The following is a 26,365-nucleotide window of genomic DNA, read 5'->3' as shown; positions in this document are numbered from 1 at the left end:
ATTTTTTCAACCAGAAGCAGCGTTTGCTGCTTCTTTTTGCATGTACAACAATTTTCCTGGCTCCAATTGAGCCAGGCAATCAGCCTCGCGCCTTGACCGGGCACGTTTTGAATCCATGCGTACTCCATGAAAAGCCTTTGAGCAGAGTTCTTACGCGGGGTGCTGTATCCGTAATGGCAGTTGCAATGTAAAGGCCGAGCCTTCGCCCAGTGTGCTTTCCACCGATATCCTGCCCTGATGGGCCTCTGCCAGTTGCTGTGCAATGTAGAGGCCCAGACCCAGGCCCGAGCTGACCTGGTTGCCCTGGCAACGCTCGAAGGCCAGAAAGATGCGCGCCTGGTCCTCGGCCGAAATGCCTTGCCCCTGGTCGCGCACGGTAATCACGGCCTGATTGTCCTGCTGCCGTAGCGAGACGCTGATGGGTTTTGCATTGCCGTAGCGCATGGCATTGGTGAGCAGGTTGACAATGATCTGCTCAAGGCGGAAGGCGTCCCATTGCCCTTCTATCCGCCGCTGAATGTCCAGGTTAATGGTATATCTTGCCGCTTGCGCCTGTGGCATGAAGTCGGCAACCAGGCGCTCCAGCAGCTCTGCCAGGTTGGTTTCCACGGGGCGGATGGAGAGTTTGCCGCTGGAGATGCGGGAGAGGTCCAGCATGTCGTCAATCAGGCGGATCATGCTTTTTATCTGCCTGCGATCACGCTCGACCATTTTCCCCAGCTCTTCCTGGCTGAATGCGGCAAGGTTTTTACGTTCCAGTTGCAGGGTGCGCACCTGCACATCCAGAAACAGGGTATTCAGTGGGGTACGCAGTTCATGCGCCACCATGGACATGAAGTTGTCGCGCTGGGTGATGGATTGCTGAAGTTCAGCCTGGGTCAGCTGCAGTTCATGTAGCAGCGCTTCCTGTTGTCTACGGCTAGATTCGAGTGCTGCAACCTGGCGCTGGGTTTCCAGGCGTTGCTGGTGCAGGGCCACAAACACATTCACCTTGCTCTTGACCGCATTCACATCCAGGGGTTTGTAGAGAAAATCCACGGCGCCGGTTTCATAGCCGCGGAAGGCAAAGTGAAGTTCCGTGGCGGCCGCAGTGACGAATACGATAGGAATATGGCGGGTCTTTGCGGTGCCTCGCATCAGTTCTGCCAGTTCGAAGCCATCCATGCCAGGCATTTGCACGTCGATAATCGCCAATGCAAATTCATGCTCCAGCATCAGTGTCAATGCTTCTTCACCAGAGGCGGCCTGGTGGATGATGCGGTTCTCCCCCCGGATAATAGCTTCAAGTGCTTGCAAGTTTTCTGCCAGGTCATCAACGATCAGCAGTTTGCTTGGCAGCCGCTCAATCTTAATGGACATGCTGTTCTCCCAAGGCAATCAAGAATTGTTGAATATCGCGCAGGCCTAATACCAAATGTGGGGCTGCCAGCTTGATGGCGGCCAGGGGCATATAGTCTGCCATTGCCTCTTGTGGATCTTGCACCACGGTGAGTCCTCCGGCGTGTTTGATTTTTTGCAAGCCTACGGCTCCGTCCTCATTGGCACCGGTGAGCAGTATGCCTGCAAGACGCTCGCCGTAGGTATCTGCTGCGGATTCCATCAGGAAGTCAATCGCAGGCCGCGAGAAATGTACCGGTGGTTCGCAGCTGAGCGAAAACTCGCGGGATTGCTCGATAGAGAGATGATAGCCCGGACCGGCGAAATACAAGGTGTTGTTGCGTATGGTTTCCTTGTCCTGTGCTTCCTTGACCTTGATGGAAACATAGTGCTGGAAAAGATCTGCCAGCTTGCTTTCGCGCATTTCCCGCATATGCAGTATGGCGATGATGGGCAGCTGATAACGCTGAGGCAATGAACGGAACAGGTGCAGCATGGCTTCGACTCCGCCTGCAGATGCCCCGATCACCACTGCCTCTATATGTCGGCTGGTGATGAGTTGCGTGTAGTCTGCCTGTGTGCGTGTCATAACTTGCGGAAAATGCGCTCGCGTTTATCAATGGCTTCAAAGCGGTGGCTATAGTCGGAAAAGTCCAGACTTTCCTTGCTGCCCAGGCCCAGGAACCCCCGGTGGCATAATGATTCGTGAAACAGGCCCAAAGCACGGTCTTGCAACCCCCGGTTGAAATAGATCAGCACGTTGCGGCATGAAACCAGGTGGGTCTCGGAGAAGACAGTGTCGGTGGCCAGGCTGTGATCTGCAAATGTGACGTTGTCGCATAGGGAACGATCAAACAGTGCGGCATTGTAGGCGGCAGTGTAGTAATCGGAGAATGCCCGCTTGCCGCCTGCTTGTTGATAGTTTTTGGTATAAAGCTGCATGCGATCCAGCGCAAACACGCCCTTCCGCGCTTTTTCCAGGGATTGTGGATTGATATCCGTTGCATAGATGATGGTACGGTCAAGCAGGTCTTCTTCTTTCAGCAGGATGGCGAATGAATACACCTCCTCCCCCGTGCTGCAACCAGCAATCCAGACCTTGAGCGAGGGATAAGTCTTGAGCACAGGCAACACTTCTTCACGTAGGCGTGCAAAATAGCTGGGGTCGCGGAACATCTCGCTTACCGGGATGGTGAGGTATTGCAGGAGGTGCATGAAAATTGATTGGTCATGCAGGACCAGAGCCTGTAACTCGGAAACCGATTGGCAGTTGAGTGCACGCAAGGCCTGCACGACACGGCGTTTTTGCGAGGCTCCGGCGTAGTCGCGAAAATCGTAGTTATAGCGTAGGTAAATCGCTTCAAGCAGCAAGCGCAGTTCGATATCCAGCGTGCTTAACCTGGTATTTTCAGCGCCTGTTTTGGTGGGGATCGTTGCCTTGCTCATGACTATTGGGCGTGGTTGATGTCGGCAGGCAACCAGACCCGCAGCAATGAATGCAGGCGTGACAAGTCAATTGGCTTGGCAAGATAATCATTCATGCCTGCCTTGATGCACTGTTCCTGGTCATCCTTCATGGCCTTGGCCGTGATGGCGATGATAGGCAGGCGTTCGAAGCGATCATCAGCACGGATACGGCGGGTGGCTTCCAGTCCATCCATTTCCGGCATCATCACGTCCATCAGCACCAGGTCGATATTCGGGACCTGGTCGAGCTTCTCAATGGCTTCGATGCCATTGCGGGCAACTTCTACTGCCATGCCTTTTTGTTCCAGTGCGCTGGTCAGGGCAAATACATTACGTACATCGTCATCCACCAGGAGTATGCGTCGACCGTCGAAGATACGCTCGCGACTGCGCAAGGTTTGCAGCATGCGCTGACGTTCGCTAGAGAGCTCGGACTCCACCTTGTGCAGGAACAGGGTCACTTCATCCAGAAGACGTTCCGGCGAACGTGCGCCCTTGATGATGATGGAGCGGGAGTACTTGAGTAGCTCGGTCTCTTCATCGCGGCTTAGGTTGCGGCCCGTGTAAACAATCACGGGTGGGAAGGCACAGATATCCTCGCTGGACATACGTTGCAGCAATTCGCTGCCCTGCATGTCCGGTAGCTTGAGGTCAATGATCATACAGTCGAAAATCTGGCTGCGCAGTAACTCCAGCGCTTTCTCGCCAAACTCTACCGAGATGATTTCTATGTCGTCATCGGCAATCAACTGGTGCACGCTCTCACGTTGGCGCGCATCATCTTCCACCAGCAGTACGCGCTTGATCTTCTGCGTCAGTTTTTCTTCTAGCCGCGCGAACACCTGCTTGAGTTCCTCCAGGGTGGCAGGCTTGAGCGCATAGCCGATGGCGCCTAGGTGCAATGCGGCTTCCACGTGATCAGAGCCTGACACTACATGGACAGGGATATGGCGGGTGCGTGGATTTTCCTTCAGTTCATGCAATACACTGAGGCCGGATTGATCAGGCAGGCGGATATCGAGCAAGATGGCTTGTGGTTGGTATTGTTCGGCCAGGTGCAGGCCCTCGTCTGCGCCATGGGCGATCAGGCAGCGATAACCCATTTCATGGGCGAGATCGTAGAGGATCTTGGCGAATGCGGCCTCATCCTCAACCACGAGTACCACACGCTTGGCGTCTGCTGCCTGTTCCCTGTCATCCGGGAAGGCCGGGCCACTGAATTGCGTCGCTGCCTCTGGCTTGGCTTGAGGTGCTGGCGCAGGCTCTATTGGCGCCGGAATGCTGGGTTTGGCTGCTGGCAACAACACAGGGGCAGGTTGCCAATTGAGTGGCAGGGTGAGGGTAAAGCGGCTGCCCTGCGCACTTTTACTGCTCACTTCAATGGCCCCGCCCAACAAGGTGGCAAGGTTGCGCGAAATCGAAAGCCCCAGGCCCGTACCACCATAGCGGCGGCTCGATGTGCCGTCTACCTGGCGGAATGGGGCAAAAATAGCTTCGTGGAAGCTCTGGTCTATACCAATACCGGTATCTTCCACCACGAAGCTGATCTGGTCGTTGCCAACCTGGGCAATGCTGAGAGAGACGGCTCCCTTGTCGGTGAACTTGATGGCATTGGATAGCAGGTTCTTGAGGATTTGCTCCAGGCGCTGGCGATCGCTATACACACTGACCGGCGTGTCGGCGGCAACCTCCACCTTGAATTCGAGTTTTTTCTGCGTTGCCACTGGCGTGAAAATCGATTGCAGCGTGTGGGTAAGGTCGCTGAGTGCCAGGTGCTGGGGATTGAGTTCAAGCTTGCCAGCTTCCACCTTGGAAATGTCGAGGATATCGTTGATCAGGTTGAGCAGGTCGTTACCTGCAGAATAGATCGTGTTGGCAAATTTCACCTGCTCCTCGGTCAGGTTGCCATCGCGGTTGTCAGAAAGCAGCTTGGCCAGGATGAGCGAGCTATTGAGCGGTGTGCGCAACTCGTGCGACATGTTGGCAAGGAACTCGGATTTATATTGGCTGGCGCGTTCCAGGTCTCGTGCGCGCTCTTCAAGTTGGGTTTGTGCCTCTTGCAGGGCTGTATTCTTCAGGTCCAGGTTCAGGGCTTGTTCTGCAAGCTTGTCATTGGTCTGTTCCAGTTCGGCTTTCTGGTTTTCCAGCGTGGCCTGGGATTCTTCAAGGATGCGCGATTGTTCTTCCAGCTCTTCATTGCTGGTGCGCAACTCTTCTTGCTGCACTTGCAGTTCTTCGTTGAGTTGCTGGGTTTCGGCAAGCACGTCCTGCAGGCGTTGCCGCGACAGGGCCGCTTCGATGGCAATCCCGAGATTGCCGGCAATCAGCAGTAGAAATTCTGTACAGCGCGCTTCTGGCTTGTGCATGAAACCAAGCTCGATGACGCCATTGATGTGGCCGTCATTGTTGATAGGCACGATGATCAGGTAGCGCGGCTTGGCATCGCCCAGCGCTGAATTGACCTTGAAATAGTCGTTGGGCAGGCTATCAAGCTCCATGAAGCGCTTTTCAGACACTGCCTGGCCCAGGAGTCCCTGGTGTTCATAGAGCACGGAATCCCGTTGCTCCTGCTCGGCGCTGAAGCCATAGGAAGCAAAACGGCGCAGGGTGCCATCGTCATCGCGCACATAAATCGCACCTATCTGGATGTTGATATAGCGGGCAAGAAAGTCCAGCGAGGTACGACCTAGCGGAGGCAAAGCCATCTGCCCAATTCCTAGTTCTGCCAGTGAGGATTGCCCCGTGCGCAGCCAGGCTTGCTGTTGCAGGATATCCGCATGTTCCTGCTGGTGCTGCAATACAGTTTCATAATTTTGGGACAGGCCCAGTAATTCACGACGGCCTAAATAACCTAGCAAACCAGTGAGGCCCAACACGAACACCAGGTAGGATGCAAGCGAGAAGCTGATGGTTTTGCGAGCCGTATCATTACGGTCTTTGAGCAGGCGGCGTTCTTCATCAATAAAATTGGTTAATTCACGGCGAATTTCATCAAATTGGATCTTGCCGCCTCCTGCACGCAGCACAGGCAGAAAATCTTCCTGTTCGCGCTTTCTATCAATCAACATGCTGGCATAGGCATCCCACTGTGTCATATGGGCCTGCACCCGTTTCAGGCGGTCCACCTGAGTGGGATTGTCATTGGCAAGCAGTACCAAGCTTGAAATCTCGGCTTGCATTTTTGGCTTGCTTAACAGGTATGGAGTGAGAAAACTATTATCGCCGCTCAATAGATAGCCGCGCATGCCACTTTCCATATCAACAGCCAGTTTGGAGATTTCCTGGGCTTTGCCAATGACACGCTCAGTATGTTCCACCCAGCTCATGGAAGAAAGCAGATTGATGATCAGGGTGACGAACACCGCTGCACTGGCGATACCCACTCCCAGCGGCAGGATGATATTGCGGCGCAGGATGCGCTTGAAACTGGCCTGATCGATATTGGCTTGCCCGGTCATGGTGTTTTCTACAGATTTCAAGAAGCGCTAGTGTAGCCTACCTGCAGAAATTTCTGGCGTCAAAGGAGCCTAATATCGGCAAAAAACACCTATTGTTTACGAGAAAATACCTTAATTTCGTGGTTTGTAGGATTTTTCTTACAATTGTGGTAATCAATTCCTACATGACATAGTCATGTAGGTTTTTCTAGATAGCCAATATTAATTGTCACTTCCTTTGGCCGATCTTGTAAGGCTTGTCCTTGATGGATGCAATTTCTCTAATTGCTCCTTGTTTATGCTGTTTGGCCAGGGTACGGGAGAGAAAATAAGTAAATACGATGGCAAGGCCAAGCCATTGCCGGCTTGGGTTATTTCATGGTGTGGATGTTGGCGCCGAGTGATTGCATATTGTCGACGAGGGCGGTTCTTTGTTCTTGGGAGAGTATCGACAAAAGTGCCGCGACCTTGGTGTAGTAGTCGGGCATCACCTGATCAAGTTTTTGCAGGCCGGCAGCTGTCAGCTTGATCTTGAGTTTGCGTCTGTCCTTGCGGTCGGTCAGGCGGCTGACCAGTCCCTCGTTTTCCAGTCCGTCAATAAAACCAGTCATGGTGGCTTTGGTTACCCCAGCTTTTTCCGCCAGTTCAGATGGTGATGATGTGAGGTTATCCTCGCGTAACAGCAACACCAATACCCACCAGCGGCCTTGCAACAGGCCATGTTGTGCCAGCATTTTATCAAGTGCATCAGAAATATCAGAGGCAGCGCGCAGGATATTGACGAACTCCCAGATGGCCTTGATATCGGCATCAGGATAGCGGAGGGAAAACTTCTTGAGTGACTCTGAGGTCGGCAACTCTTTGATTATCAACATATACGGACTATGGTAGTTAGGGTCCATAATTTATGTCAAGAGGTAAAGAAAAAAACCATAAAAAATATATGGGATTGGGTGGCACGGGAATTGGGCCGAATTGAGCTATTAGCCTTGCATGGCACGCAGTAGCTGTTGCTTGTACAAGCCCAGCGTACGCGGTACAACCTGTATGTCACCGCTGGCCTTGGCCAGCAGCAGCGCACCCTCCAGTGTTGTGATATACAGCTCGCCCCAGGCAACAGAGTCGAAGGTATTCAGTGCGAGTTCCCCACTGGCAGCAGTCAGCATGGTAATCATTTCCTCACGCCACGCCTTGAAATAGGACTGTGAGATCGTAAACAGTTGAGGATTGGTCTCGGCAAGACTCATGGTGAAAATTGCCAGCATGCAGCCTTGGCTGATCTCCGGGTCCTGGTAAGCGGTAATGGCGTGATCGAGATAGCGCGTCAGCAAATCATAACGGCTGTTCGCGGCTGCCAATGCCAGTTGCTGCCGTGCGCCTGCGTCATGCCAGAATTTCTCCAGTACGGCCTGTCCCAATGCCTCTTTGTTGGCAAAGTAGTGAAAGAAGCCGCCCTTGGTGATGTCCCCTTGGACACAAATCATGTCGATTGTCATTGCTGAATAACCCCGGGACAGGATCAGGTCGCGCGCAATCGTTAGGATGCGCTCGCGGGTGGATAGGCTGGGTGTACTGGTTTTCATCGGGGTCCTTAATGTTGTCTCATCTTACTGCGGATTGACTGTCATGGCATACCAACGGTCTGTATGCCGATGATAGAAGCAGTCTCAGGACGTAGCTTTCTGTGCCTTGTGCTTGACAAGTCTGTATACTGATTTAACATACCAACTAGTCGGTATTATAAACGCTTAGCAAGGTGCAATGAATATGTGGCGTATCTATATAAGTATCTTTGCGATGCTGCTGCTTGCGCAGCCAGCCGCAGCCGAGGTTGAGAACAATTACTGGGAGAGTATCCAGCGCGACCAGTTTGCTGGCAAGCAGGTGTTGCCTGGTGAATTCATCAAACTTACCGCCCCTCAACGTGCTGAAAGCGGTGCACAGGTGCCGTTTGCGTTTTCGGTGGATTACCCAGTGAAGGCAGGACAATACGTGAAAACGGTCACTGTGGTGGCTGATGCTAATCCGGTGCCTGTCGTTGCAGTGTTCCATTTCACGCCGCAAAGCGGCAAGGCAGAAATCTCGACCCGCATCCGCCTGGAGGTCGACTCCCTGGTACATGTGGTGGCGGAGACCAGCGACGGCAAGTTATATGTCAATGCAATCGCGATCCGGGCTACAGGGGGGTGCGGCGGTACGGTGGGTGGTGACGAGGAAGAGGCCAAGCGCAATGCAGGCAAGATGAAGTTGGTGATTGACGATGGGGCTGGCGAAGGGGACTTACGTTATGCCAAGCTCCTGATCAAGCATCCCATGTTCACCGGGCTACAGCGTGACCTGGAATCACAAGGCTACCGTCCGGCTTTTTTCATCAACAAGATCGATATCCGCTTCAATGATGAGCCAGTGCTGCTTGCCGACACATATATCGGCGTCAGCGAGGATCCCAGCATCCGTTTCCCTTTCATTGCCAAAGGCGGAGGAACGCTACGCGTCACTATACTCGACAATGAAGACAACGAGTTCAGCCAAAGCCTAGAGATCAGCCCTGATACTTGAAATTCCAATGGAGAAAAGTCATGCCAAAATTCATCATTGAACGTGAAATCCCGAATGCAGGACAGCTCGGTCCTGAGGACTTGCAAGGCATCTCGGCGAAATCCTGCAGTGTGCTGAAAATGCTGGGTCCACAAATCCAGTGGGTCGAGAGCTATGTCACCGATGACAAGATCTACTGCGTGTATATCGCACCATCCGAGGCATTGATCCGGGAGCATGCCAGTGAAGGCGGCTTTCCTGCGAATCGTATCTTGCAGATCAGGCGAATGATAGACCCCACAACGGCAGAAGCAGAATCCTGAGGCAGCAGAGCGGGTCATCCTGAGTGCCTGCCATGGAACCGGTAGCGGTTAGGCAGCGATCTCTGGCACCACCCTGGTTTAATGGACCGCCGTTAGCTGTTGACGATGCAATTGCGGCCGCATTGCTTAGCTTGGTAAAGGCGCTTGTCCACCTGCTCAATGAATTGCAGCACGGTTTCCTGGTGCGCGGGCATAATGGTGCCCAGCCCCATGCTCAAGGTGAGTATCTGGCTGTTGTCTGACTTGGCATGTGGAATCTGTTCTTTGAATACCAGATTACGGCAACGCTCCGCTACTACCTTGGCAGACTCTGCATCCGTTTCCGGCAATACCAGCACAAACTCCTCGCCGCCAAAGCGGGCAAAAAAGTCACGAGAGCGAGAGGCTGCGCTAGCCAATATGCTGGCTACCCGTTTCAGGCAGTCGTCGCCTTGGATGTGGCCGTAAAAATCGTTGTATTGCTTGAAAAAATCAATATCAAACATGATGAGGGATAAAGGCTGGTTATTGCGCCGCGCATTTGCCCATTCGATTTCCATGATGGAGTCAAACATACGGCGATTCGCCACGCCTGTGAGGCCGTCCTTGAACGACAGCTCTTCCAGCTCTTTTTGCAGGATAAGCAGTTTTTCCTCGGTTTTCTTGCGTTCGCTGATGTCGAACATGAAACCGATCAATGCTTCCACTTCACCGTTCTTGTCACGGACGACATGTACCACATCACGAATCCAGACATACTCGCCTTCTTTGGTTAAGGCGCGGTAGTCTGCTTCGTGGTCATTGCCTGACTTGGATTGAGTCACGCAGAAATCCACTACCCACGCCCTGTCTTCAGGGTGCATGCGCTCAGCCCAGTCTTGGGCGCTGACCCAGCTTACAGGCGTCCAGCCCAGTAATTGTTCGATCTGCGGACCAATATAGGCAAACGTCATGGTCTTCCAGTCTATTTTCCAGGGAATCGCATTGGTCGATTCCAGCAGGGTTTTATAGACATCGCTCTCGGTACTATGTGGTTCTGTTGTCATTGCCATGGGGCTATCAATCTATGTTGGCTTGGTTGCGTTGGCCTGCAAACGATTTTGCACAAGCAGAAGCCATATGCCAATAACCGCGCATATGCATAAGCGAATACCATGCCATCATTTGCAAGCGCCAGACTTCGGGAAGCTTGTATGAGCTTTCCGGTAAGGCAGGCTGCATAAGAAGCAGAGGTTTTGATGGAATATATTAATCTCGACGATCATGCTGAAAAACTGACAAATTCCCAATGGTTATGAGTCCTGGCCATGCAGCAGTTTTGCCTGGCTCGGCTGATGGTTTGATAAAAACAGGCCGGCAAGGATGGCGGCAATGCCGAGTAAATGGAACAGGTAGAGTGATTCACCCAGAAAAAGCACAGATAGTACACTGCCAAAGGCTGGCATCAAGTGTATGAATAGTCCTGCCCTGGCTGCTCCCACCTGTGCTACTCCAATGGTATAGAGAGAATAGGCAATGACGGAGGGGAAGATGCCGACATATGCCAATGCGAGCAGGGAGTGCTGGTTCCATATCGGCGCTGAGCCATGCCTCAACTCCCATAGATACAAAGGAAGCAACGCTATGATGGCGATGAGGATTTGTATGCCCATCAGTCCAATCCGGTTGATCTCGGCTGGAATGCCACGCAGCCACAAGGTATAGAGCGCCCAGCAGACCATGGCCATGAAGATGATGAGGTCACCCGTTGAAAAATCCAGCGCCAGCAAGCGTTGCCAATCACCATGCAGAATAATGGTCAGCACACCTGCAAAAGAAATGGCCAGTCCGAGTACCTGCATCAGTGTAATGCGCAGTTGATAGAACAGCACGCCAAATAGCAGGATCAGGATGGGAATGCAGGAATTGAGCAAGATGCCATTGGTGGCAGTGGTGTAATGCAAGCCACTGTAAACCAGTGTGTTGAACGAGGCGACCCCGGCAATCGAAACAGCCAGTATGCGCCAACGATAATGACAGTATTTTTGCCAGTCCCTGCGCATTGGTTGCCATGCAAATGGCAGGATACAGGCAAATGCAATAATCCAGCGTCCCAGAGAAAGCGTAAATGGCGGGATCTCGGCATGAATGGCACGGCCAATGACAAAGTTACCGGCCCAGAACAGTGGCGGTAACGTCAGGATAAGCCAGATACCTGTTTCAGTAAGCCGGCTGCTGGATGTGGCCTTATTCATCGTCTTTGATTGATTAATGTTCCAGGTTTCGAGCTCAACCGTGCTGCTCCTGGTTGAACCAGTCTTTGAGCAATGCAGACGCCAAGTCAACAAAAGCCCGAAGTTTCACTGGAACAAAACGCTGCCTGGGATACACCAGGTGTACGGGGTCTGCTTTGGCATGCCAATCAGGTAATATCCGGACCAGTTTGTCTTCCACCATTTCTGGACGGCAGACATAGGTTGGCAGCAGTGCTACCCCTTTGTTTGCCATGACCATGGCCCTTACCACCCCTATGCTGTTCACCAGCGAACTCCTTTGCATTGGGATGGTGATGCTACTGGTATTGTTGGTCAGCGTCCATTCATCCCGGCCGATAGGTGTGAATTGTACACAAGGGTGATAGCGTAAATCCTGGGGCGCATTGAGCATGGGGGCCGAGCCCAGGTATTCCCGGCTGGCAAACATTGCCCAGCATACGGTGCCCACCTGTCTTGCGATCAGGCTGGAGTCACGTAACTCTCCGGTCCGGATTGCTGCGTCCACGCCTTCGGCTACCAAGTCCAGATAACGGTCCGTCAGTAACAGCTCTATCTCAATTTTGGGATAAGTCTCCTGCACTTTGTTTACCAAGCTTGAAAGCAGGAAGTCACCCAGGTCAGCAGGCGCCGTGATTTTCAGCCTGCCTTGGGCTTCGTTGATGGCAGTGCTGATGGCCGCTTCCGCTTCCATCATATAACCCAGTCCGGTGGAGGCATGCTGGAAATAAATGCTGCCAGCCTCCGTCAGGTTTAATCGTCGGGTTGTCCTTTGCAGGAGCGTCACGCCCAGACGTTTTTCCAGCCTCGAGATTCTGGTGCTGATAGTGGACGTAGGCAACTGCAGTTGTCGCGCGGCACCACTGAAACTGCCAGCTTGCACCACCTTCACAAATACAGCAGTTTCGTTGAGATTCAAGATTATCCCGTTTATTGAAAATTTATTTAGTATTTAACCATCTAGTTAAACAAAAGTCTTCTCCTTATAGTAAGAGCTATCAACACAGTGAACCAATCCAGGAGACAGACATGAAAAAACTGGCTTTCATCAAACGCAGTAACGGCAAGCATTGGGTAGGCAATGGTTTTCCCGTGCAAAGCATTTTTTCATATCGGGATATTCATGAAGAAATGTCACCTTTTTTGCTCATGGACTATGCAGGTCCTGCCAGCTTCGAGCCCACCGAAGAAAGACGTGGGGTCGGGCAACATCCGCATCGTGGTTTCGAGACGGTCACCATCGTCTATGACGGCGAGGTTTCCCATCATGATTCCACCAATGCCGGCGGTACCATAGGCGCAGGCGATGTACAGTGGATGACAGCAGGCGCTGGCATTATCCATGAGGAATACCATGGGGATGGCTATGCAAAACGCGGCGGTGCGTTTGAAATGATACAGCTCTGGGTCAACCTGCCCGCCAAGGACAAAATGACCTCTCCGGGCTATCAGGGCATTGAAAATGCACAGATTCCTCAAGTTGCATTGAGCAATGATGGTGGCAGCGTACGAGTAATTGCCGGTGAATATGAGCAGCATCGTGGTCCTGCACGTACCTTCAGCCCGATGAATGTATGGGACGTGCAGTTGAAGGCTGGCAAGGTCTTCTCAGTGCAGTTGCCGGAGGGATACACCACTGCTTTATTCATTTTGCATGGTGCGGTGCGGATAGGAGATACCCACACGATACGGCCTTCTGAGCTTGCAGTACTTGAACGCGAGGGGACCAAGCTGGAAATTGAAGCCGTGGAAGATACGGTATTGCTGTTGCTGAATGGCCAGCCATTAAACGAGCCTGTCGTTGGGCACGGACCTTTCGTCATGAACTCCTGGGAAGAAATTGACCAGGCGATCAATGATTACAACAACGGCCGTTTTGTTACTGTTGCAGAGTAGTTCCATCTCCTGCCACCATTTGGTGGCAGGTTTTAACCGCAATCTGGTGGCCTGATTAATACATCAGGCATGAAATAAACAAGACAGTCATGAAGAGCTGCGGCGTTGAACCGAGTGTCAGGTATGTCCCGGTTCCATCCAAGGAACATCCCTGTCTATCGCAATGCAGGTGGCGAATGGATAGGCTGAAATAAATAAGACCATCATATTGTTTTAGATAATTCGCGCTAATATGCTGCTATCGGCAATATGCTTTTTGTAAAGGAGTCCTACATGCAAGCCATCGTCCGTTCCGTCCTTCTGGCTACTCTGGTTTTTCAGGCATCCACACTCTCTAACGCTCTAGCTGGGGCGTCCGATAAGCCAGTGGCCGAACAGCTGGTGGATACGCTTACCCAGCTTTCTGCCGGCCCGCATCCGGGCTTTCGTGCCAATCATGCCAAAGGCATTGTGACAGAAGGGCATTTCACGCCAGCGCCTAGTGCCGCTGAAATAACCAAAGCCGAGATTTTCAACCATTCCAATCCCGTTGTTGTACGCTATTCCAATGCCACAGGAGTACCGAATATCCCGGACAATGATGGCGGCGCATTTCCTAAGGGAATCGCCATACGCTTCCAACTGGCCGATGATGCGATTGCAGACTTGGTATGTATTTCGGTCAACGGTTTTCCGGCTTCAACCCCGGAAGAGTTTCTTGGGCTGTTGCAGGCAGTCGCCGCTTCGCAGCAAAGCCAGGCTCAACCTAAACCAATCGAGACTTTTCTCGAGCAGCATCCGGCAGCCAAACGTTTTGTTACCACTCCCAAGCCTTTGCCGATAAGCTTTGCCACCCAGAGCTTTTTTGGCGTGAACGCATTCAAGTTCACCAATGCCAAGGGTGAAACCCATTATGGCCGTTACCGGATTGAGCCTGTTGACGGTGCCAAATTCCTCAGTGCTGATGCTGCCAAGGCTGTAGAGCCTGATTATTTGATGCATGAACTGCCCAAACGCCTCAATCAGGCTGCCTACAGCTATCGCGTCTCAGTGCAATTGGCCGAAGCTGGGGATGCGTTGGACGATGCAACAGTCTCCTGGCCAGAAAGCCGCCGCATCGTAGAACTGGGCACGCTGACGATAGACAAGTTCCGCTCAGATAGTGCCATGTTTGAGAAAACTGTCATGTTCAGCCCGCTCAACCTGGTGGATGGAATAGACGCAAGTAATGATCCTATACTGCTGACAAGGCCAGCGGCTTATAGCGTGAGTTTCAGCCGCAGGATACAAGGGCATTGATTGCCTGGGGTCTTGGATATGCTCCCCATGCGTGAGGATATATCTGCAGAGTAGCCTTCACGGGCCGACGTAGGTCCCTTGCCCTTTTAAATCTTCCATTCTTGATCCAGCGTAGGTGTATTGATTTTCCTACAACAAGACGCTGCATTAGCCTACAACTTATCCCTATAACTACTCCTAATATGGTGCAGATTAATAACCATATAATTGAGAGGGGATAATCATGGCGGATAAGAAACCATTGGTAGATAAAAGCCAGGCGGCAGGTTCCGATGCTCTGGATAAGAAGAACTCCAATCCTAAAATCCAGGATATAGAGCAATTCAAGTCGGATGCCACTGGCCAGGCCTTGCGCACGAACCAGGGGGTGAGAATTGCGGATAACAAGAATTCCCTGCGCATAGGCGCGCGCGGGCCCTCTCTGCTTGAAGATTTCATTTTGCGCGAAAAAATCACGCATTTTGACCATGAGCGCATTCCCGAGCGCATCGTGCATGCGAGGGGTGTTGGCGCCCATGGGTATTTCGAGTCCTATGCCAATCATGCCAAACTGAGCAAGGCAGGATTCCTCGCTGAAAAAGGCAAACAGACGCCGGCCTTTGTCAGGTTCTCCACCGTGCAAGGCCCCAGAGGGTCCGCCGACACGGTGCGCGACGTGCGCGGCTTTGCTGTGAAGTTTTATACCGACGAGGGCAATTTCGACCTGGTCGGCAACAATATCCCGGTATTTTTCATCCAGGATGGCATCAAGTTCCCCGACTTCGTCCATGCAGTCAAACCCGAACCCCATAACGAAATTCCCACTGGCGCCAGCGCGCATGACACCTTCTGGGATTTCGTCTCATTGCAATCCGAATCTGCCCACGCCGTGATCTGGGCCATGTCTGACCGTGGCATCCCTCGTAGTCTGCGCACCATGCAGGGCTTTGGGGTGCATACCTTCAGGCTGATCAACGATGAGGGGGTCTCCAGGTTCGTGAAGTTTATCTGGACACCCAAGCAGGGCGTGCTCTCATTGGTGTGGGACGAAGCGCAGAAGCTGGCCGGCAAGGATGCGGACTTTCACCGCCGCGATCTCGGCGAGGCGATAGAGCTCGGCAATTATCCCGAGTGGGAGCTGGGCGTGCAGGTCATTGAGGAGCAGGACGAGCACAAGTTCGATTTCGATATCCTTGATCCCACCAAGGTCGTCCCCGAGGAGCTGGTGCCCATCACTCCCTTAGGCAAGTTGGTGCTGAACCGCAATCCGGACAACTTCTTCGCCGAGACTGAGCAGGTGGCTTTTTGCCCTGCGCATATCGTCCCGGGCATAGACTTCAGCAACGATCCCCTGCTGCAGGGGCGGGTGTTTTCCTATACCGATACGCAGCTGAGCAGGCTTGGCGGGCCTAATTTCCATGAAATCCCCATCAATAAGCCGGTCTGCCCTTTTCACAACAACCAGCGAGATGCGCTGCATAGGACCACCATCAACAAGGGACAGGCCTCCTATGAGCCCAATTCGATAGATGGCGGATGGCCTCTGGAGACGCCGCCGGCAGCGAAGGACGGAGGATTTGAGAGTTATTACGAGCGCATTGATGCACACAAGGTCAGGGAGCGGTCCCCATCGTTCAGTGACCACTTTTCACAACCGCGCCTGTTCTACCGGAGCCTAAGCCCCCACGAGCAATCCCACGTCGCGGACGCATACAGTTTTGAGCTCGGCAAGGTGAAAAGGAAATATATCCGGGAACGGGTCGTGAACGAAATTCTTGCCAACATCGACCTGGAGCTTGCCGGCACGGTTGCCAAGAATTTGGGCATAGCCCCGCCGAAAAAGCCGAGCGTCAAAGTTCCGGAGCCTGAACTTCAGACATCTCCCGCACTTAGCCAGCAAACGCTTCTTCCTGAGAGCGTGGCAGGAAAAAAAGTGGCGGTGCTGGTATTTGACGGCGTTTCCGATCAGCATCTGCAGCAAGCCGTTTCCTGGGCAAAACAGCACCAAGTCAACTTGATGCTGCTGGGCCCTTTAAGCGCTCCTGTCACAACCTCCAAAGGCAAGGCCGTGGAAGTGGACGGCTCCATCAAGGGCGAGCCCTCCATATTGCATGATGCGGTCCTGGTGCCGGAGGGTTCGGGCATCGCATCCACCTTCCTGGAAAATGGCGATGCCGTACATTATCTGCTTGAGGCCTACAAGCATTTGAAAGCAATTGTCTTGACCGGCGAAGCGGCCAAACTACTGGCTTCCCTTCCGCTCAAGGAAGACGCCGGCTTAATCAGTGGCAGCAACTTTTCTTCTTTGGAGGGTCAGTTGACAGAGGCATTGAAGTCGCACCGGGTCTGGGCCAGGGAAGGCAGTATTCGTAATATTCCTGCGTAGCAGGTGCAATGACGGAATTTATCAACGAATGCGGATTGCGGTGAAGGCTGCAATCCACTGATAAAATCAGCGCCTTAAAATACATATTAAACACTATGAATTATCAGGGCCATTACAACTGCGGGCCCTGCATTACTGACATCAAACTCCATCAAGCTATCGGGGTTAAAGGGGCAACTTGTTCTGGTTGACCGCCTGTCAGGCGAGTGCGTTGCGCTGGGTCTGAAAGAAAATCATGGGGAAACCCGAGCGGTATCGCGCTTGCTGCTGTGAGGCGCGTGAGTTGTGAGTCATTTAAGCTGATTTCAGTCGCAGCCAGGTTTTCTGCCAGTTGTTCCCTCGTTCTAGGGCCGATAATAGGCAGGACGCCTCGTGAGGACATCCAGGCTAACGCAACCTCGCCCGGGGTTACCGCCAATTCCGCTGCTATCTCCAATAGAACGTCGACAATACCTTTCTTGCGAACATCATCTTCTGCATGGATCAAACGTTTAAATGTCGTAGCCCTGCCTTCTTCACCGCGGCGGTATTTACCCGTCAATAATCCCCCTGCCAATGGTGACCATCCCACCATGCCCAGACCTAAAGCCTCAGCCATGGGAATAAGCTCACGATCTGGAGTACGTTCTATCAGGCTATATTCCATCTGGATCGCGATCACTGGAGCCCATCCACGTATTTCCGCGATTGTAGCGGCACGTGCTACCCGCCATGCAGGAAAGTCCGATAGACCGATATAGTTGACTTTACCGGCGCTCACCAAGTCATCCATAGCGCGCATGATTTCCTCCGATGCCGTCAGACCGTCTGGCATATGAACCCAATACAAGTCGATACGATCAGTCTTGAGTCTTTTAAGGCTGGCCTCCAAAGAAGCAACCATCACCTGCCTGCTATTACCCGTGCCCGTTGCACCTTTCCCCGGTCCGCCTAAGGTATATTTTGAAGCAAGCACAAACTCGTTGCGCCGCCCTGCAAGGAACTCGCCAATCAGTTCTTCAGATTGCCCAACTTGGTAGCTATCAGCAGTATCAATAAAGTTGCCGCCATGGTCTGCATACAGGTTGAACATCGCCAGCGCTTCGCCTGGCTCAGCGCCATAGCCCCAGCGCGTTCCAAAAGTACCGCAGCCTAATACGAGCTCGGAGACACGTAACCCAGTACCCCTGCCAAAGTTCTTATAATTCATGATAGATCTCCAGTGACTACTCCACGTTGGTCGCGATTCTTGCTGCCTTTAGTATTTCGTCTGACAGTTCAGACTGGCCTGCAGCGCGAGACAGCATTAAGGCACCGACCCATTGAGAAAATGTGATGATCGCCTTTGCGCGGCGCTCTTCCTCGGTTTCACCGGCAACGATCGTGGCAAGGAAATCGATGATGGATTGAGTGCCATCACTGAATACCCTTTTAACTGCATCTTCGTGACGAGGTGCTTCGCCTGCAAGCGTAGAGTAGATACAGGTCTTAGCCAGATCATCACGATTCTTGGACGATAGATAGGATGTTCCGATACGTTTGAAAGGGTCGGGAATGGAAGGATCAGCGGCATAGCCCTTCCACTTTTCAAGTGTGCTATCACTTATCCGTTTGCAGGATTCAGCCAGCAGATCTTCCTTGGAGTCGAAATTCTTATAGAACCCACCCACCGTGAGGCCAGCACTCTTCATCAGGTCAGCTACGCCAATCCCATCGAATCCATGTTCCCTGAATAACTTACCAGCAGTCTCGACGACCAGCTCTCGATTCTGTTCCGCTTTTTCCCGACTGACTTTCATTACACTTCCTTATGATCTATACGTTTAATTCCTACTTGGCAGACACTCGCCAAATCGTATTAGGCAATTGATATAACCAGCGCGGATGTTCCATAACTTTGCAAAAGTATTGACCTTGGTATCCACTCCATCAGGCGCTCCTGTCCCATCCTACCAATTACTTGTGCCACATGGACGGTAGGATGGTTGTTTGGGCTGGTTCCGGTAACACCGGATTAGTGCCTGTACCTGAAACGGTATCGCGTAGCCAGCAAATTCACCGCGTCTTGTTTAAGGTTAATAAACTAGGTATCGATAATGGTCCGTTGTTCAATTTCATTCGCTTATTAATTTATTTCAACAGGGATTTCACCGCATCAAGCCCTGCCTGAGCACAGGCTTCGTCTTCATTTGGCATGCCACCGCTTACACCGACAGCGCCAAGAAAATCCTGACTTGTTTTAATAGGGAGGCCACCGGCCAATGTCACGAATCCAGGTATCAATGCCAAGCCAGGTGCCGGGCCGCCTTTTTTGTCTTTACCGAATGAGAAATCCTCTAGTGCGCTCGTTGGCATCTGCATCTTGGCTGAGTTCTCTGCCTTCAAACTGGCAATTTCACCCGATGCGATATAAGCCCCATCCATGCGTTGGAAGTAGATGGGATTAGCGCCTGCATCCACCACGGTAACGCTCATCTTCCAACCTTTCTTTAATGCTTCGGCCTGGCAGCCGGCAGCGATCTTTTGCGCTGTTTCAAGATCCAATACTGGATGGCTATCAAAAGCATTCGCTTGAAAGCTGAAGCCGGAAGCAACAAGGGCCAAGCCCATTAAAATCTTATTTGTTTTCATATTATTCATCCTCTATTGGTTTAGATTGAAATTACAGATACTGAAATCAATAATTTTGATTATGATCGTAATCAAAATATACAAGAGGGATGGCGGAACGTCAAATATAAATTATATTCGTAATCTAAAAATAGACTATCTTCAACATATGGGTCTACTTAATATATTAGGAGCAACAACATCTAAGCATCTATTGCCAATAGCCGTGGTATTCACACTACATTAGCTTTTGAAACGGCCATCTTGAGTAATGCGCTGGAGTCTATGGATGTACCAGGCTCTCCCACAATAAAAATGCCTGCTAATGAGCAGGCATATCAAGTTGCAATATTATTTCAGTTGCACATTGCTAAAAGCGATCACTTCTCCCGAAAAAAACGGGAGCATGAGCTCCCGTCATTTCGTGTATCAAGCCATTAAGATTGAATGGCCTTGCGGCGTTTGACCGTGGCACCTATCAGTCCTAGACCAACAAGCAGCATAGCGTATGATTCTGGTTCCGGCACCGCAGCCGTGATGGCTGTATATTGCAGGCTGAGGAAACCGTTGAATGGAAGCTGCCATCCATTGTCTGGGATGTTACTGAGATAAGCACTGCCAACACCGAAACCGGAGGTGTCCGCAGCAGTCTGGGTGCGCGACAGTTGAATGCCGGTCACGGTCGGGTCATTGCTGGTCAAGTATGCAATGTACTTGATATCGGAATTCAGGTTCAGACCCAGGTTGTCGAAACTAATGGTGGTGTAGCCTCCAGTTGAGTTATAGGTCAAGTCAGCAGCACCGGTTGTGGTCAGCAGGATAGGCCCAACAAAATTAGTTGCCTGATTCAAGGCGTTCGTATCAGGGTTCCACTGTGCTACATTCAATTGCAAGGACGACGAAATGTTGCCGATCGCATAGAAGCTGAAGGATGATAGCGTGGCTTCCGAAGTCAGGGAAAACACTTCGCCGACCTTGGGCGAGTCGCCGCTCGGATTTGCCGCGTTGCCAAAATAGGCAAACGGCAAATTGGCGTTAGCACCACTCGGCACATTGGTATAGGTGTCTGCGAATGCGTTACCGGCGAACACCAGCACAAGGCTGGCAATTACTTTCATCTTCAGTGCTGCTTTAGTCATCTTTATTTCCCCTATTAAGTCATTGGCTGATTCTCATACGATGGGCATGTGCCGTACATCGGGATTGAGCAAATTTATTGACTGTGCCGCTGTTGTTAGCACAGTTATCTAACGCAACCAAAGTACTCTTGGGATGTGTCGATGGTGTGAAAGAAAATTCACCAAACATAGTCCGAAAGCAGGCTTTTTTTTAACTCTTATCCATCGAAAATTACGGCCTTTGCCAAGCAGAGAGGTCAGCACATGCAAGAAAGTTGGGAATCAAATTTCTTGAGTTAGCCTGGGAATGTGGAATCTCTGCAGGTTTGCGCCAATCAATATCTTGCGAAAACAATGTAGGCATAATTTGAAAATTCCTCAACCTATTGTATTAGTTGGTTTTTATGATTTTCAGGTATCGGCTGGAGTTAAGTGGCTGTGCATTGGATATCAAGAGGAATTCAAAGCTTGATTTGGCAGACACTTAAAATTGAGTTTCCTCATGACAAAGAATACAATGATAATCGTTATTGTTTATAAAAAGTCTTGAGGGATACGAATTGCAAACGACAGGGAAGCATCCCTTGGAGAACCAACTGGCCGATCTTTATGGAGCTCACCACGGCTGGTTGCATGCGTGGCTGAGAAAAAAGCTGGGTTGTACGCATTTGGCGGCCGATCTTTCCCATGACACATTCCTGCGCCTGATGGTCAAGCAGGAGCTGGTGGTAATGCAGGAGCCCAGGGCTTTTTTGGTGACTGTCGCACAACGGGTGTTAAGTAATTACTGGCGCCGGGAAAAGATTGAGCGTGCTTATGAACTGACACTATTGCAAATTCCTGAGGCCACAGCCCCTTCTCCCGAAGAGCGCGCCATCCTGATCGAAACCCTGCTGGCCATAGATCAATTGCTCGACGGTCTTCCCCAAGCCGTCAAACGGGCCTTTCTCTATTCACAGCTGGATGGCCTCGGCCATGCGCAGATCGCTGAGCTACTCGGAGTGTCGATCACCACGGTCAAGCGCTACCTGGTGCGTGCGGGCATCCAGTGCTATTTCGCCATTAGCCCGGATAGCCTCTGATGAGTCACGATACTATAAACGACTTCAAGCCGGACGCCAGGGCAGGCCTCACGATAGACCCCAAATCCATCCCCGCGCGCGTGGCAAAAAAAGCCGTGGAATGGATGGTGGAAATCAAGGGCTCTGACGATGCCATGCTGCATCTGCAGCTAGCAGACTGGTTGAACCAGCATCCTGATCACCTGCGTGCCTGGCAACGAATCTCTGAAGTGAATGCCAGCCTCAGCGGTGCTTCAACTGCGCTGGGCAGTGCGATGGCGCAGGCAGCCCTGAACGCACCTCAATCTGCGGGCCGTCGTCGCTCCATCAAGTTGTTGTCCATGCTCATCTTTGCCACTGGTAGTGGCTGGGTGCTGACGCAAAGCGATAGCTGGACTGACTGGCAGGCGGATGAGCACACCAGCACAGGCGAATACAAAACATTGCGCCTGGCGGATGGCACGCAATTGATCCTGAATTCCAATAGTGCGGTGAATATTCACTATACGGCCCAGCACAGGAGAATTGACTTGCTCAGGGGTGAAATCATGGTGGCAACTGCCAAGGATGCGCAACAGCGCCCCATGCAGGTTGCTACGCAACACGGGGTGATGCAGCCACTGGGTACGCGCTTCAATGTCAGGCTGGATGAGGATTTCAGCCAGCTGGCAGTCTTGGAGGGCAAAGTCGCTTTGAGCGCGGCAGGATTGCCACAGCAGGAGATCATCGTCATGCCCGGCGAGCTGGTTGTGTTCAATGCGCATGGCCTGGGTGAGCGCCTGCCCTGGAACGAGCGCAGCGCGGCCTGGGTGGATGGCATGCTGGTGGTCAGCCAGATGCGGCTGGAAGATTTCTTGCGGGAGCTGGGGCGTCATCGCAGCGGCATCGTGCGCTGCGACCCGGCACTGGCTGACCTGAGGATTTCTGGTTCTTTTCCCCTTGCCGATACTGAACTGATCCTGAAGAATCTTGCCAGTATCCTGCCCTTGAAGTTGCAGTACATCACACGCTACTGGGTGAATCTTCTGCCTGCTTGAGGGCTAACCTGGCCTGTTTCGTGGCCAATCCAATATAGAAGCATGTTTCAACCAGCAAGGTTTATCACCTGCTAAGTGACTGTTTCAACAGTTTATTAAAAAAATTATTCCAGCTAGAGAAAATATTGCAAATAAAGTGGGCTGATTTCTATTCTCAAGAGACATGGATGATGAAACCATCATTCATTGCTCAGGAATCTGCATGTATACACACTCGTCTCAAAACTCAGCCAAGCTAAAGGCTGTGTCAGTGGCTGTCGCCAGCCTGTTTACCGTGGCTGCTTTCAGCAGCGGCATGATTTTTAGCCAGGTTCTGGCCGCCGAAACCCAGCAGGCAGCGGTCAGCCGCAAGGCCTTTGACATTCCCGCTGGCCCGTTAGAAACAGCCCTCACCAGGTTTGGCAAGGAGGCAGGCATTCTGCTCTCATACCCAAGCTCCACCACCGCCAAGCTCAGTAGTGCAGGGTTGAAAGGGGATTACACGGTGGAAGAAGGGCTGGCGCACCTTTTGCTGGGGACAACCCTGCAAGCCGTAAAGCAGCTGGATGGTAGCTATAGCCTGAAACCCCTGGAAAAAATCAGCCAGTCGCCGAATAAGGACGTGGGGGTATTGCCTGAAGTCAAAGTCGTCAGCAACCAGCTGGGCTCCATTACCGAGGATACCGGCTCCTACACGCCAGGTACCATCGCCACTGCCACCCGCCTGGTGCTGAAGCCCAGTGAAACCCCGCAATCGATTACCGTTGTAACCAGGCAGCACATCGACGATTTTAATCTGAACTCCATCGATGATGTGATGCGGCACACCCCAGGCATCACGGTCTCGCACTATGACAGCGAGCGTACTAATTATTGGGCGCGTGGTTTTGCCGTCGAGAACTTCCAGTACGATGGTATTCCCTCATTGCGCAATGCAGCCTACTCGGCAGGCCAAACCCTGAGTGATATGGCGATCTATGATCGCGTCGAGGTATTGAAAGGCGCCACCGGGTTGTTGACTGGCGCTGGTTCCATAGGGGCTACCATCAACCTGGTACGCAAAAAACCTACTTCTGAATTTCGCGGCGAGTTCACGCTGGGTGCAGGCTCATGGGATAACTACCGCACGCAACTGGATGTAAGTGGCCCCTTGACCGAGAGTGGCAATGTACGCGGCAGAACCGTGATTGTCTACCAAGATAAACAATCCTTCATGGATCACTACGAGCGCAAGACCGGTGTGTTCTACGGCATCCTGGAGTTCGCCTTGGTCCGCAGACCTTGCTGACTGTAGGTGCTGACTACCAAAATAATGACCCAAAAGGTTCGGGATGGTCGGGCAGCTTCCCGCTATTCAATAGTAGTGGAGGCCGCAACTCCATTTCGCGCTCATTCAATAATGGCGCAAAGTGGAGTCGCTGGGAGCAGGATAGCCGCACAGTGTTTTCTACCCTGGAGCACAAATTCGATGGCGGTTGGGTAGGTAAGCTGCAATTCAACCATCAGACCAATGGCTATGACGCGCCGCTGGGCTCCATCCAGGGTAATTATCCACGGGCCGACGGCACAGCATCCATCTACGCCAACAAGTACACCGGCGAGACTACCAGCAATGCATTGGATGCCTATGCCAGTGGCCCATTTGAATGGTTTGGCCGCACCCACGAGCTGGTGGTGGGCGCCTCCGTCTCCCGCTCGCACTGGACTGGCAAGGATTACTGGGACCTGACCTATATCAATAATATGGTTCCAGATTTTTCCCAGTGGAATGGCAATATCACGGAACCTGATTGGGGCCCCGTCAGCTCGCGCAGGGATGAAGTCGTCAAGCAAACCGGCGGCTATGTCACTGCCAGATTCAACTTGTCTGATGACTGGTCGCTGTTGCTGGGCACTCGCCTGGCTAGCTATCACCTGGCCAATCCCGATGAAGAGTCACGCGAGAGCGGCAGGCTCGTGCCTTATATAGGCACAGTGTACAAGCTCAACCAGAATTATTCGCTCTACGCGAGCTATACCGATATTTTCATGCCGCAAACCTATTACCGCAGCAGCAACAACAAACTGCTTGAACCGAATGAGGGCCAAAACTATGAAGCAGGCCTCAAGGGAGAGTTCTTTGACGGTGCCTTGAACGCCAGCCTCGCCTACTTCGAGGTGCATCAGGACAACCGGCCGGAATCGGACCGACTCTACAACAGCAACCCTACCAACCCGGCCATCACTGATGCCTACAAGGCGATTAATGCCAAGACCAGGGGCTTTGAAGCTGAGCTCACGGGACAGCTGGCACCGGGCTGGCAAGTACAAGCCGGGTTCACCCACAAGATCATCAGGGATGAGCATGGTGACAAGGTTTCAACCTGGGAACCGGAAGACCAATTCACGATCTTCAGTAGCTACAAGCTCAAGGGCAGGCTGGATCAGTTGACCATAGGGGGCGGTGGACGTTGGCAAAGCAAGGGCTGGCAGATGATCAACAACCGGGTGCTTGGCCGTACCGAGGAATTTTCACAGTCAGCTTATGGGGTGGTCGATTTGATGGCCAGGTACCAAATCAGCAAGCAATTATCGGCAAACCTGAACGTGAATAACGTCTTCGACAAAAAGTATTACACCAATATTGGTTTCTACAATTCAGGCTATTACGGTGAGCCAAGAAATGCCATGCTGACCTTTAAGTACGCTTTTTGAGGGTGGATGGTGAGATAAGTAGGAGCATCTAAAAAAGCTTCCATCTAAGAAAATTTAATCCATAAAAAAGCCTGCAATTGCAGGCTTTTTGTTTCGCATTGGTAATGCAAGGTTAACTACTTTAGCCTCTATTCAAGCAAATCCATTGGCTCAGCCTCCTCCATTATTTAGCGTAAGATCTATCTGATACCGCCTGCCACATTGATTATTTCGCCAGTAACATATTTGGAATCTTCCGATGCCAAATAAACGGCCGTAGGCGCAATATCATCCACTTGCCCAATACGCCCTAAGGGAGCAGTCGTTTCAACCCAATTCTTCATATCACCTTCTGTAAATCCACCGGCATGGGCACCTTCAGTGGCAATCAAGCCGGGGTTAATCGCATTTACCCGGATTTTCCGCGCACCAAGTTCTTTTGCCAATACGCCCGTCAATGCATCCACCGCACCCTTGGTGGCGGTATATACAGCAGAGTTAGGTGGCGTCAGGGTGGTCACGGCAGAGCTGATGTTGATGACACTAGCGCCTGTCTCATTGAACAAAGTCAACGCTTCTTTGGTAGAGAGCAGCAAGCCCAGTACATTCAAGTTGAACTGCTTATGGAAATGGTCTTCATTGATCTGTTCCAGCGGGGCAAAGTCAAACACACCGGCATTGTTGACCAAGATATCCAATTGACCGTAAATCGATTTAGTTTGTGCAAATAAATGGGTGATATCAGCTTGCTTGGAAACATCTCCTTGAACCGCAACAGCCTTTCCGCCCTGGTTAATGATTTCCGCTACCACCTTATCCGCCCCCTCTTTGCTGGAAGCGTAATTGACGATCACCGATGCACCTTCGGCGGCCAATGCTTTCGCAATACCGGCGCCGATGCCTTTTGATGCGCCTGTCACAACTGCAACCTTGTTTTCTAATCGTTTACTCATTTTTTGCTCTCCATAAATTGAGGGTTGGACGTGAATTGTTCAA

The 26,365-nt window shown here is 51.9% G+C and carries 23 protein-coding genes; 9 read left to right on the top strand and 14 right to left on the bottom strand.

Annotated features, from left to right (window positions below):
• Positions 1 to 150 precede the first annotated feature (150 nt).
• From LG200_RS12920 to LG200_RS12895, 6 genes are all read right to left on the bottom strand, one after another.
• A complete protein-coding gene (locus LG200_RS12920; protein ID WP_226758039.1) occupies positions 151 to 1,359 on the bottom strand; it encodes a hybrid sensor histidine kinase/response regulator in 1,209 nt (402 codons plus the stop codon).
• Positions 1,349 to 1,966: a chemotaxis protein CheB gene (locus tag LG200_RS12915; RefSeq protein ID WP_226758038.1), complete on the bottom strand. Its 618-nt coding sequence runs from the start codon at positions 1,964 to 1,966 to the stop codon at positions 1,349 to 1,351. The genes LG200_RS12920 and LG200_RS12915 overlap by 11 nt, the downstream gene beginning before the upstream one ends.
• Positions 1,963 to 2,823: a CheR family methyltransferase gene (locus tag LG200_RS12910; protein WP_226758037.1), complete on the bottom strand. Its 861-nt coding sequence runs from the start codon at positions 2,821 to 2,823 to the stop codon at positions 1,963 to 1,965. Before LG200_RS12910 ends, LG200_RS12915 begins: the two co-directional genes overlap by 4 nt.
• A gap of 2 nt (positions 2,824 to 2,825) precedes the next feature.
• The gene (locus tag LG200_RS12905; protein WP_226758036.1) at positions 2,826 to 6,323 is read right to left on the bottom strand and encodes a response regulator; all 3,498 of its coding nucleotides are present in this window, start codon (positions 6,321 to 6,323) and stop codon (positions 2,826 to 2,828) included.
• A 329-nt stretch (positions 6,324 to 6,652) separates the two neighbouring features.
• A complete protein-coding gene (locus LG200_RS12900; RefSeq protein WP_226758035.1) occupies positions 6,653 to 7,156 on the bottom strand; it encodes a MarR family winged helix-turn-helix transcriptional regulator in 504 nt (167 codons plus the stop codon).
• Positions 7,157 to 7,264: 108 nt separating this feature from the next.
• The gene (locus LG200_RS12895; protein WP_226758034.1) at positions 7,265 to 7,864 is read right to left on the bottom strand and encodes a TetR/AcrR family transcriptional regulator; all 600 of its coding nucleotides are present in this window, start codon (positions 7,862 to 7,864) and stop codon (positions 7,265 to 7,267) included.
• A 178-nt stretch (positions 7,865 to 8,042) separates the two neighbouring features.
• On the opposite strand from LG200_RS12895, the gene LG200_RS12890 reads away from it, so the two are divergent.
• On the top strand, positions 8,043 to 8,840 hold the full coding sequence (locus LG200_RS12890) for a quinoprotein dehydrogenase-associated SoxYZ-like carrier (RefSeq protein WP_226758033.1): 798 nt from the start codon (positions 8,043 to 8,045) through the stop codon (positions 8,838 to 8,840).
• 20 nt (positions 8,841 to 8,860) lie between these two features.
• Entirely contained in the window at positions 8,861 to 9,142 is a 282-nt protein-coding gene (locus LG200_RS12885) for a DUF4242 domain-containing protein (protein ID WP_226758032.1), read from the top strand.
• A gap of 92 nt (positions 9,143 to 9,234) precedes the next feature.
• Here LG200_RS12885 and LG200_RS12880 read toward each other — a convergent pair whose 3' ends face one another.
• From LG200_RS12880 to LG200_RS12870, 3 genes are all read right to left on the bottom strand, one after another.
• Complete coding sequence (locus LG200_RS12880; protein WP_404809812.1) at positions 9,235 to 10,167, bottom strand: GGDEF domain-containing protein; 933 nt, start codon at positions 10,165 to 10,167, stop codon at positions 9,235 to 9,237.
• Between the two features lie 246 nt (positions 10,168 to 10,413).
• Positions 10,414 to 11,355, bottom strand: coding sequence for a DMT family transporter (locus tag LG200_RS12875; protein WP_226758030.1), 942 nt, complete (start codon positions 11,353 to 11,355; stop codon positions 10,414 to 10,416).
• A gap of 34 nt (positions 11,356 to 11,389) precedes the next feature.
• Positions 11,390 to 12,292 carry a LysR family transcriptional regulator gene (locus LG200_RS12870; RefSeq protein ID WP_226758029.1) on the bottom strand — a complete coding sequence of 301 codons (903 nt, stop codon included), beginning with the start codon at positions 12,290 to 12,292 and terminating at the stop codon, positions 11,390 to 11,392.
• 110 nt (positions 12,293 to 12,402) lie between these two features.
• Between LG200_RS12870 and LG200_RS12865 the strand changes: the two genes are divergently transcribed.
• From LG200_RS12865 to katE, 3 genes are all read left to right on the top strand, one after another.
• Positions 12,403 to 13,269 (top strand): pirin family protein, encoded by an 867-nt coding sequence (locus LG200_RS12865; RefSeq protein ID WP_226758028.1) that lies wholly within the window; start codon positions 12,403 to 12,405, stop codon positions 13,267 to 13,269.
• A gap of 273 nt (positions 13,270 to 13,542) precedes the next feature.
• Positions 13,543 to 14,547 carry a catalase family peroxidase gene (locus LG200_RS12860; protein WP_226758027.1) on the top strand — a complete coding sequence of 335 codons (1,005 nt, stop codon included), beginning with the start codon at positions 13,543 to 13,545 and terminating at the stop codon, positions 14,545 to 14,547.
• 223 nt (positions 14,548 to 14,770) lie between these two features.
• Positions 14,771 to 16,912, top strand: a complete 2,142-nt coding sequence (gene katE / locus LG200_RS12855; protein WP_226758026.1) for a catalase HPII — start codon at positions 14,771 to 14,773, stop codon at positions 16,910 to 16,912.
• Between the two features lie 151 nt (positions 16,913 to 17,063).
• On the opposite strand, the gene LG200_RS12850 is transcribed toward katE, so the two are convergent.
• From LG200_RS12850 to LG200_RS12835, 4 genes are all read right to left on the bottom strand, one after another.
• Positions 17,064 to 18,101 (bottom strand): aldo/keto reductase, encoded by a 1,038-nt coding sequence (locus LG200_RS12850; RefSeq protein WP_226758025.1) that lies wholly within the window; start codon positions 18,099 to 18,101, stop codon positions 17,064 to 17,066.
• Between the two features lie 16 nt (positions 18,102 to 18,117).
• Positions 18,118 to 18,690, bottom strand: coding sequence for a TetR/AcrR family transcriptional regulator (locus tag LG200_RS12845; RefSeq protein WP_226758024.1), 573 nt, complete (start codon positions 18,688 to 18,690; stop codon positions 18,118 to 18,120).
• A gap of 331 nt (positions 18,691 to 19,021) precedes the next feature.
• Positions 19,022 to 19,522 (bottom strand): GlcG/HbpS family heme-binding protein, encoded by a 501-nt coding sequence (locus LG200_RS12840; RefSeq protein ID WP_226758023.1) that lies wholly within the window; start codon positions 19,520 to 19,522, stop codon positions 19,022 to 19,024.
• A gap of 416 nt (positions 19,523 to 19,938) precedes the next feature.
• Positions 19,939 to 20,640 (bottom strand): PEP-CTERM sorting domain-containing protein, encoded by a 702-nt coding sequence (locus LG200_RS12835; protein ID WP_226758022.1) that lies wholly within the window; start codon positions 20,638 to 20,640, stop codon positions 19,939 to 19,941.
• A gap of 563 nt (positions 20,641 to 21,203) precedes the next feature.
• On the opposite strand from LG200_RS12835, the gene LG200_RS12830 reads away from it, so the two are divergent.
• The 4 genes from LG200_RS12830 (at position 21,204) to LG200_RS14155 (ending at position 25,390) form a co-directional block, all read left to right on the top strand.
• Positions 21,204 to 21,701: a sigma-70 family RNA polymerase sigma factor gene (locus tag LG200_RS12830; RefSeq protein ID WP_226758021.1), complete on the top strand. Its 498-nt coding sequence runs from the start codon at positions 21,204 to 21,206 to the stop codon at positions 21,699 to 21,701.
• Positions 21,701 to 22,717: a FecR domain-containing protein gene (locus LG200_RS12825; RefSeq protein ID WP_226758020.1), complete on the top strand. Its 1,017-nt coding sequence runs from the start codon at positions 21,701 to 21,703 to the stop codon at positions 22,715 to 22,717. Before LG200_RS12830 ends, LG200_RS12825 begins: the two co-directional genes overlap by 1 nt.
• Before the next feature lie 202 nt (positions 22,718 to 22,919).
• Positions 22,920 to 23,984, top strand: coding sequence for a TonB-dependent siderophore receptor (locus LG200_RS14160; protein ID WP_319004570.1), 1,065 nt, complete (start codon positions 22,920 to 22,922; stop codon positions 23,982 to 23,984).
• A complete protein-coding gene (locus tag LG200_RS14155) occupies positions 23,978 to 25,390 on the top strand; it encodes a TonB-dependent siderophore receptor (RefSeq protein WP_319004569.1) in 1,413 nt (470 codons plus the stop codon). The genes LG200_RS14160 and LG200_RS14155 overlap by 7 nt, the downstream gene beginning before the upstream one ends.
• 179 nt (positions 25,391 to 25,569) lie before the next feature.
• Here LG200_RS14155 and LG200_RS12815 read toward each other — a convergent pair whose 3' ends face one another.
• A complete protein-coding gene (locus LG200_RS12815) occupies positions 25,570 to 26,322 on the bottom strand; it encodes an SDR family NAD(P)-dependent oxidoreductase (RefSeq protein ID WP_226758019.1) in 753 nt (250 codons plus the stop codon).
• Positions 26,323 to 26,365 lie beyond the last annotated feature (43 nt).

The organism is Methylobacillus caricis (assembly GCF_020532705.1).
GTDB classification, from domain to species: Bacteria; Pseudomonadota; Gammaproteobacteria; order Burkholderiales; family Methylophilaceae; genus Methylobacillus; species Methylobacillus caricis.
This window is presented reverse-complemented; position numbering and strand designations above follow the sequence as displayed.

Excerpts from the sequence above, each read along its gene's own strand:
- LG200_RS12900 (WP_226758035.1), bottom strand. The coding sequence starts at position 7,156 with ATGTTGATAATCAAAGAGTTGCCGACCTCAGAGTCACTCAAGAAGTTT.
- LG200_RS12875 (WP_226758030.1), bottom strand. The coding sequence starts at position 11,355 with ATGAATAAGGCCACATCCAGCAGCCGGCTTACTGAAACAGGTATCTGG.
- LG200_RS12845 (WP_226758024.1), bottom strand. The coding sequence starts at position 18,690 with ATGAAAGTCAGTCGGGAAAAAGCGGAACAGAATCGAGAGCTGGTCGTC.
- LG200_RS12915 (WP_226758038.1), bottom strand. The coding sequence starts at position 1,966 with ATGACACGCACACAGGCAGACTACACGCAACTCATCACCAGCCGACAT.
- LG200_RS12860 (WP_226758027.1), top strand. The coding sequence starts at position 13,543 with ATGCAAGCCATCGTCCGTTCCGTCCTTCTGGCTACTCTGGTTTTTCAG.
- LG200_RS12850 (WP_226758025.1), bottom strand. The coding sequence starts at position 18,101 with ATGAATTATAAGAACTTTGGCAGGGGTACTGGGTTACGTGTCTCCGAG.
- LG200_RS12910 (WP_226758037.1), bottom strand. The coding sequence starts at position 2,823 with ATGAGCAAGGCAACGATCCCCACCAAAACAGGCGCTGAAAATACCAGG.
- LG200_RS12920 (WP_226758039.1), bottom strand. The coding sequence starts at position 1,359 with ATGTCCATTAAGATTGAGCGGCTGCCAAGCAAACTGCTGATCGTTGAT.
- katE (WP_226758026.1), top strand. The coding sequence starts at position 14,771 with ATGGCGGATAAGAAACCATTGGTAGATAAAAGCCAGGCGGCAGGTTCC.
- LG200_RS12885 (WP_226758032.1), top strand. The coding sequence starts at position 8,861 with ATGCCAAAATTCATCATTGAACGTGAAATCCCGAATGCAGGACAGCTC.
- LG200_RS12895 (WP_226758034.1), bottom strand. The coding sequence starts at position 7,864 with ATGAAAACCAGTACACCCAGCCTATCCACCCGCGAGCGCATCCTAACG.
- LG200_RS12825 (WP_226758020.1), top strand. The coding sequence starts at position 21,701 with ATGAGTCACGATACTATAAACGACTTCAAGCCGGACGCCAGGGCAGGC.
- LG200_RS12865 (WP_226758028.1), top strand. The coding sequence starts at position 12,403 with ATGAAAAAACTGGCTTTCATCAAACGCAGTAACGGCAAGCATTGGGTA.
- LG200_RS12890 (WP_226758033.1), top strand. The coding sequence starts at position 8,043 with ATGAATATGTGGCGTATCTATATAAGTATCTTTGCGATGCTGCTGCTT.
- LG200_RS12815 (WP_226758019.1), bottom strand. The coding sequence starts at position 26,322 with ATGAGTAAACGATTAGAAAACAAGGTTGCAGTTGTGACAGGCGCATCA.
- LG200_RS12840 (WP_226758023.1), bottom strand. The coding sequence starts at position 19,522 with ATGAAAACAAATAAGATTTTAATGGGCTTGGCCCTTGTTGCTTCCGGC.
- LG200_RS12835 (WP_226758022.1), bottom strand. The coding sequence starts at position 20,640 with ATGACTAAAGCAGCACTGAAGATGAAAGTAATTGCCAGCCTTGTGCTG.
- LG200_RS14160 (WP_319004570.1), top strand. The coding sequence starts at position 22,920 with ATGTATACACACTCGTCTCAAAACTCAGCCAAGCTAAAGGCTGTGTCA.
- LG200_RS12880 (WP_404809812.1), bottom strand. The coding sequence starts at position 10,167 with ATGACAACAGAACCACATAGTACCGAGAGCGATGTCTATAAAACCCTG.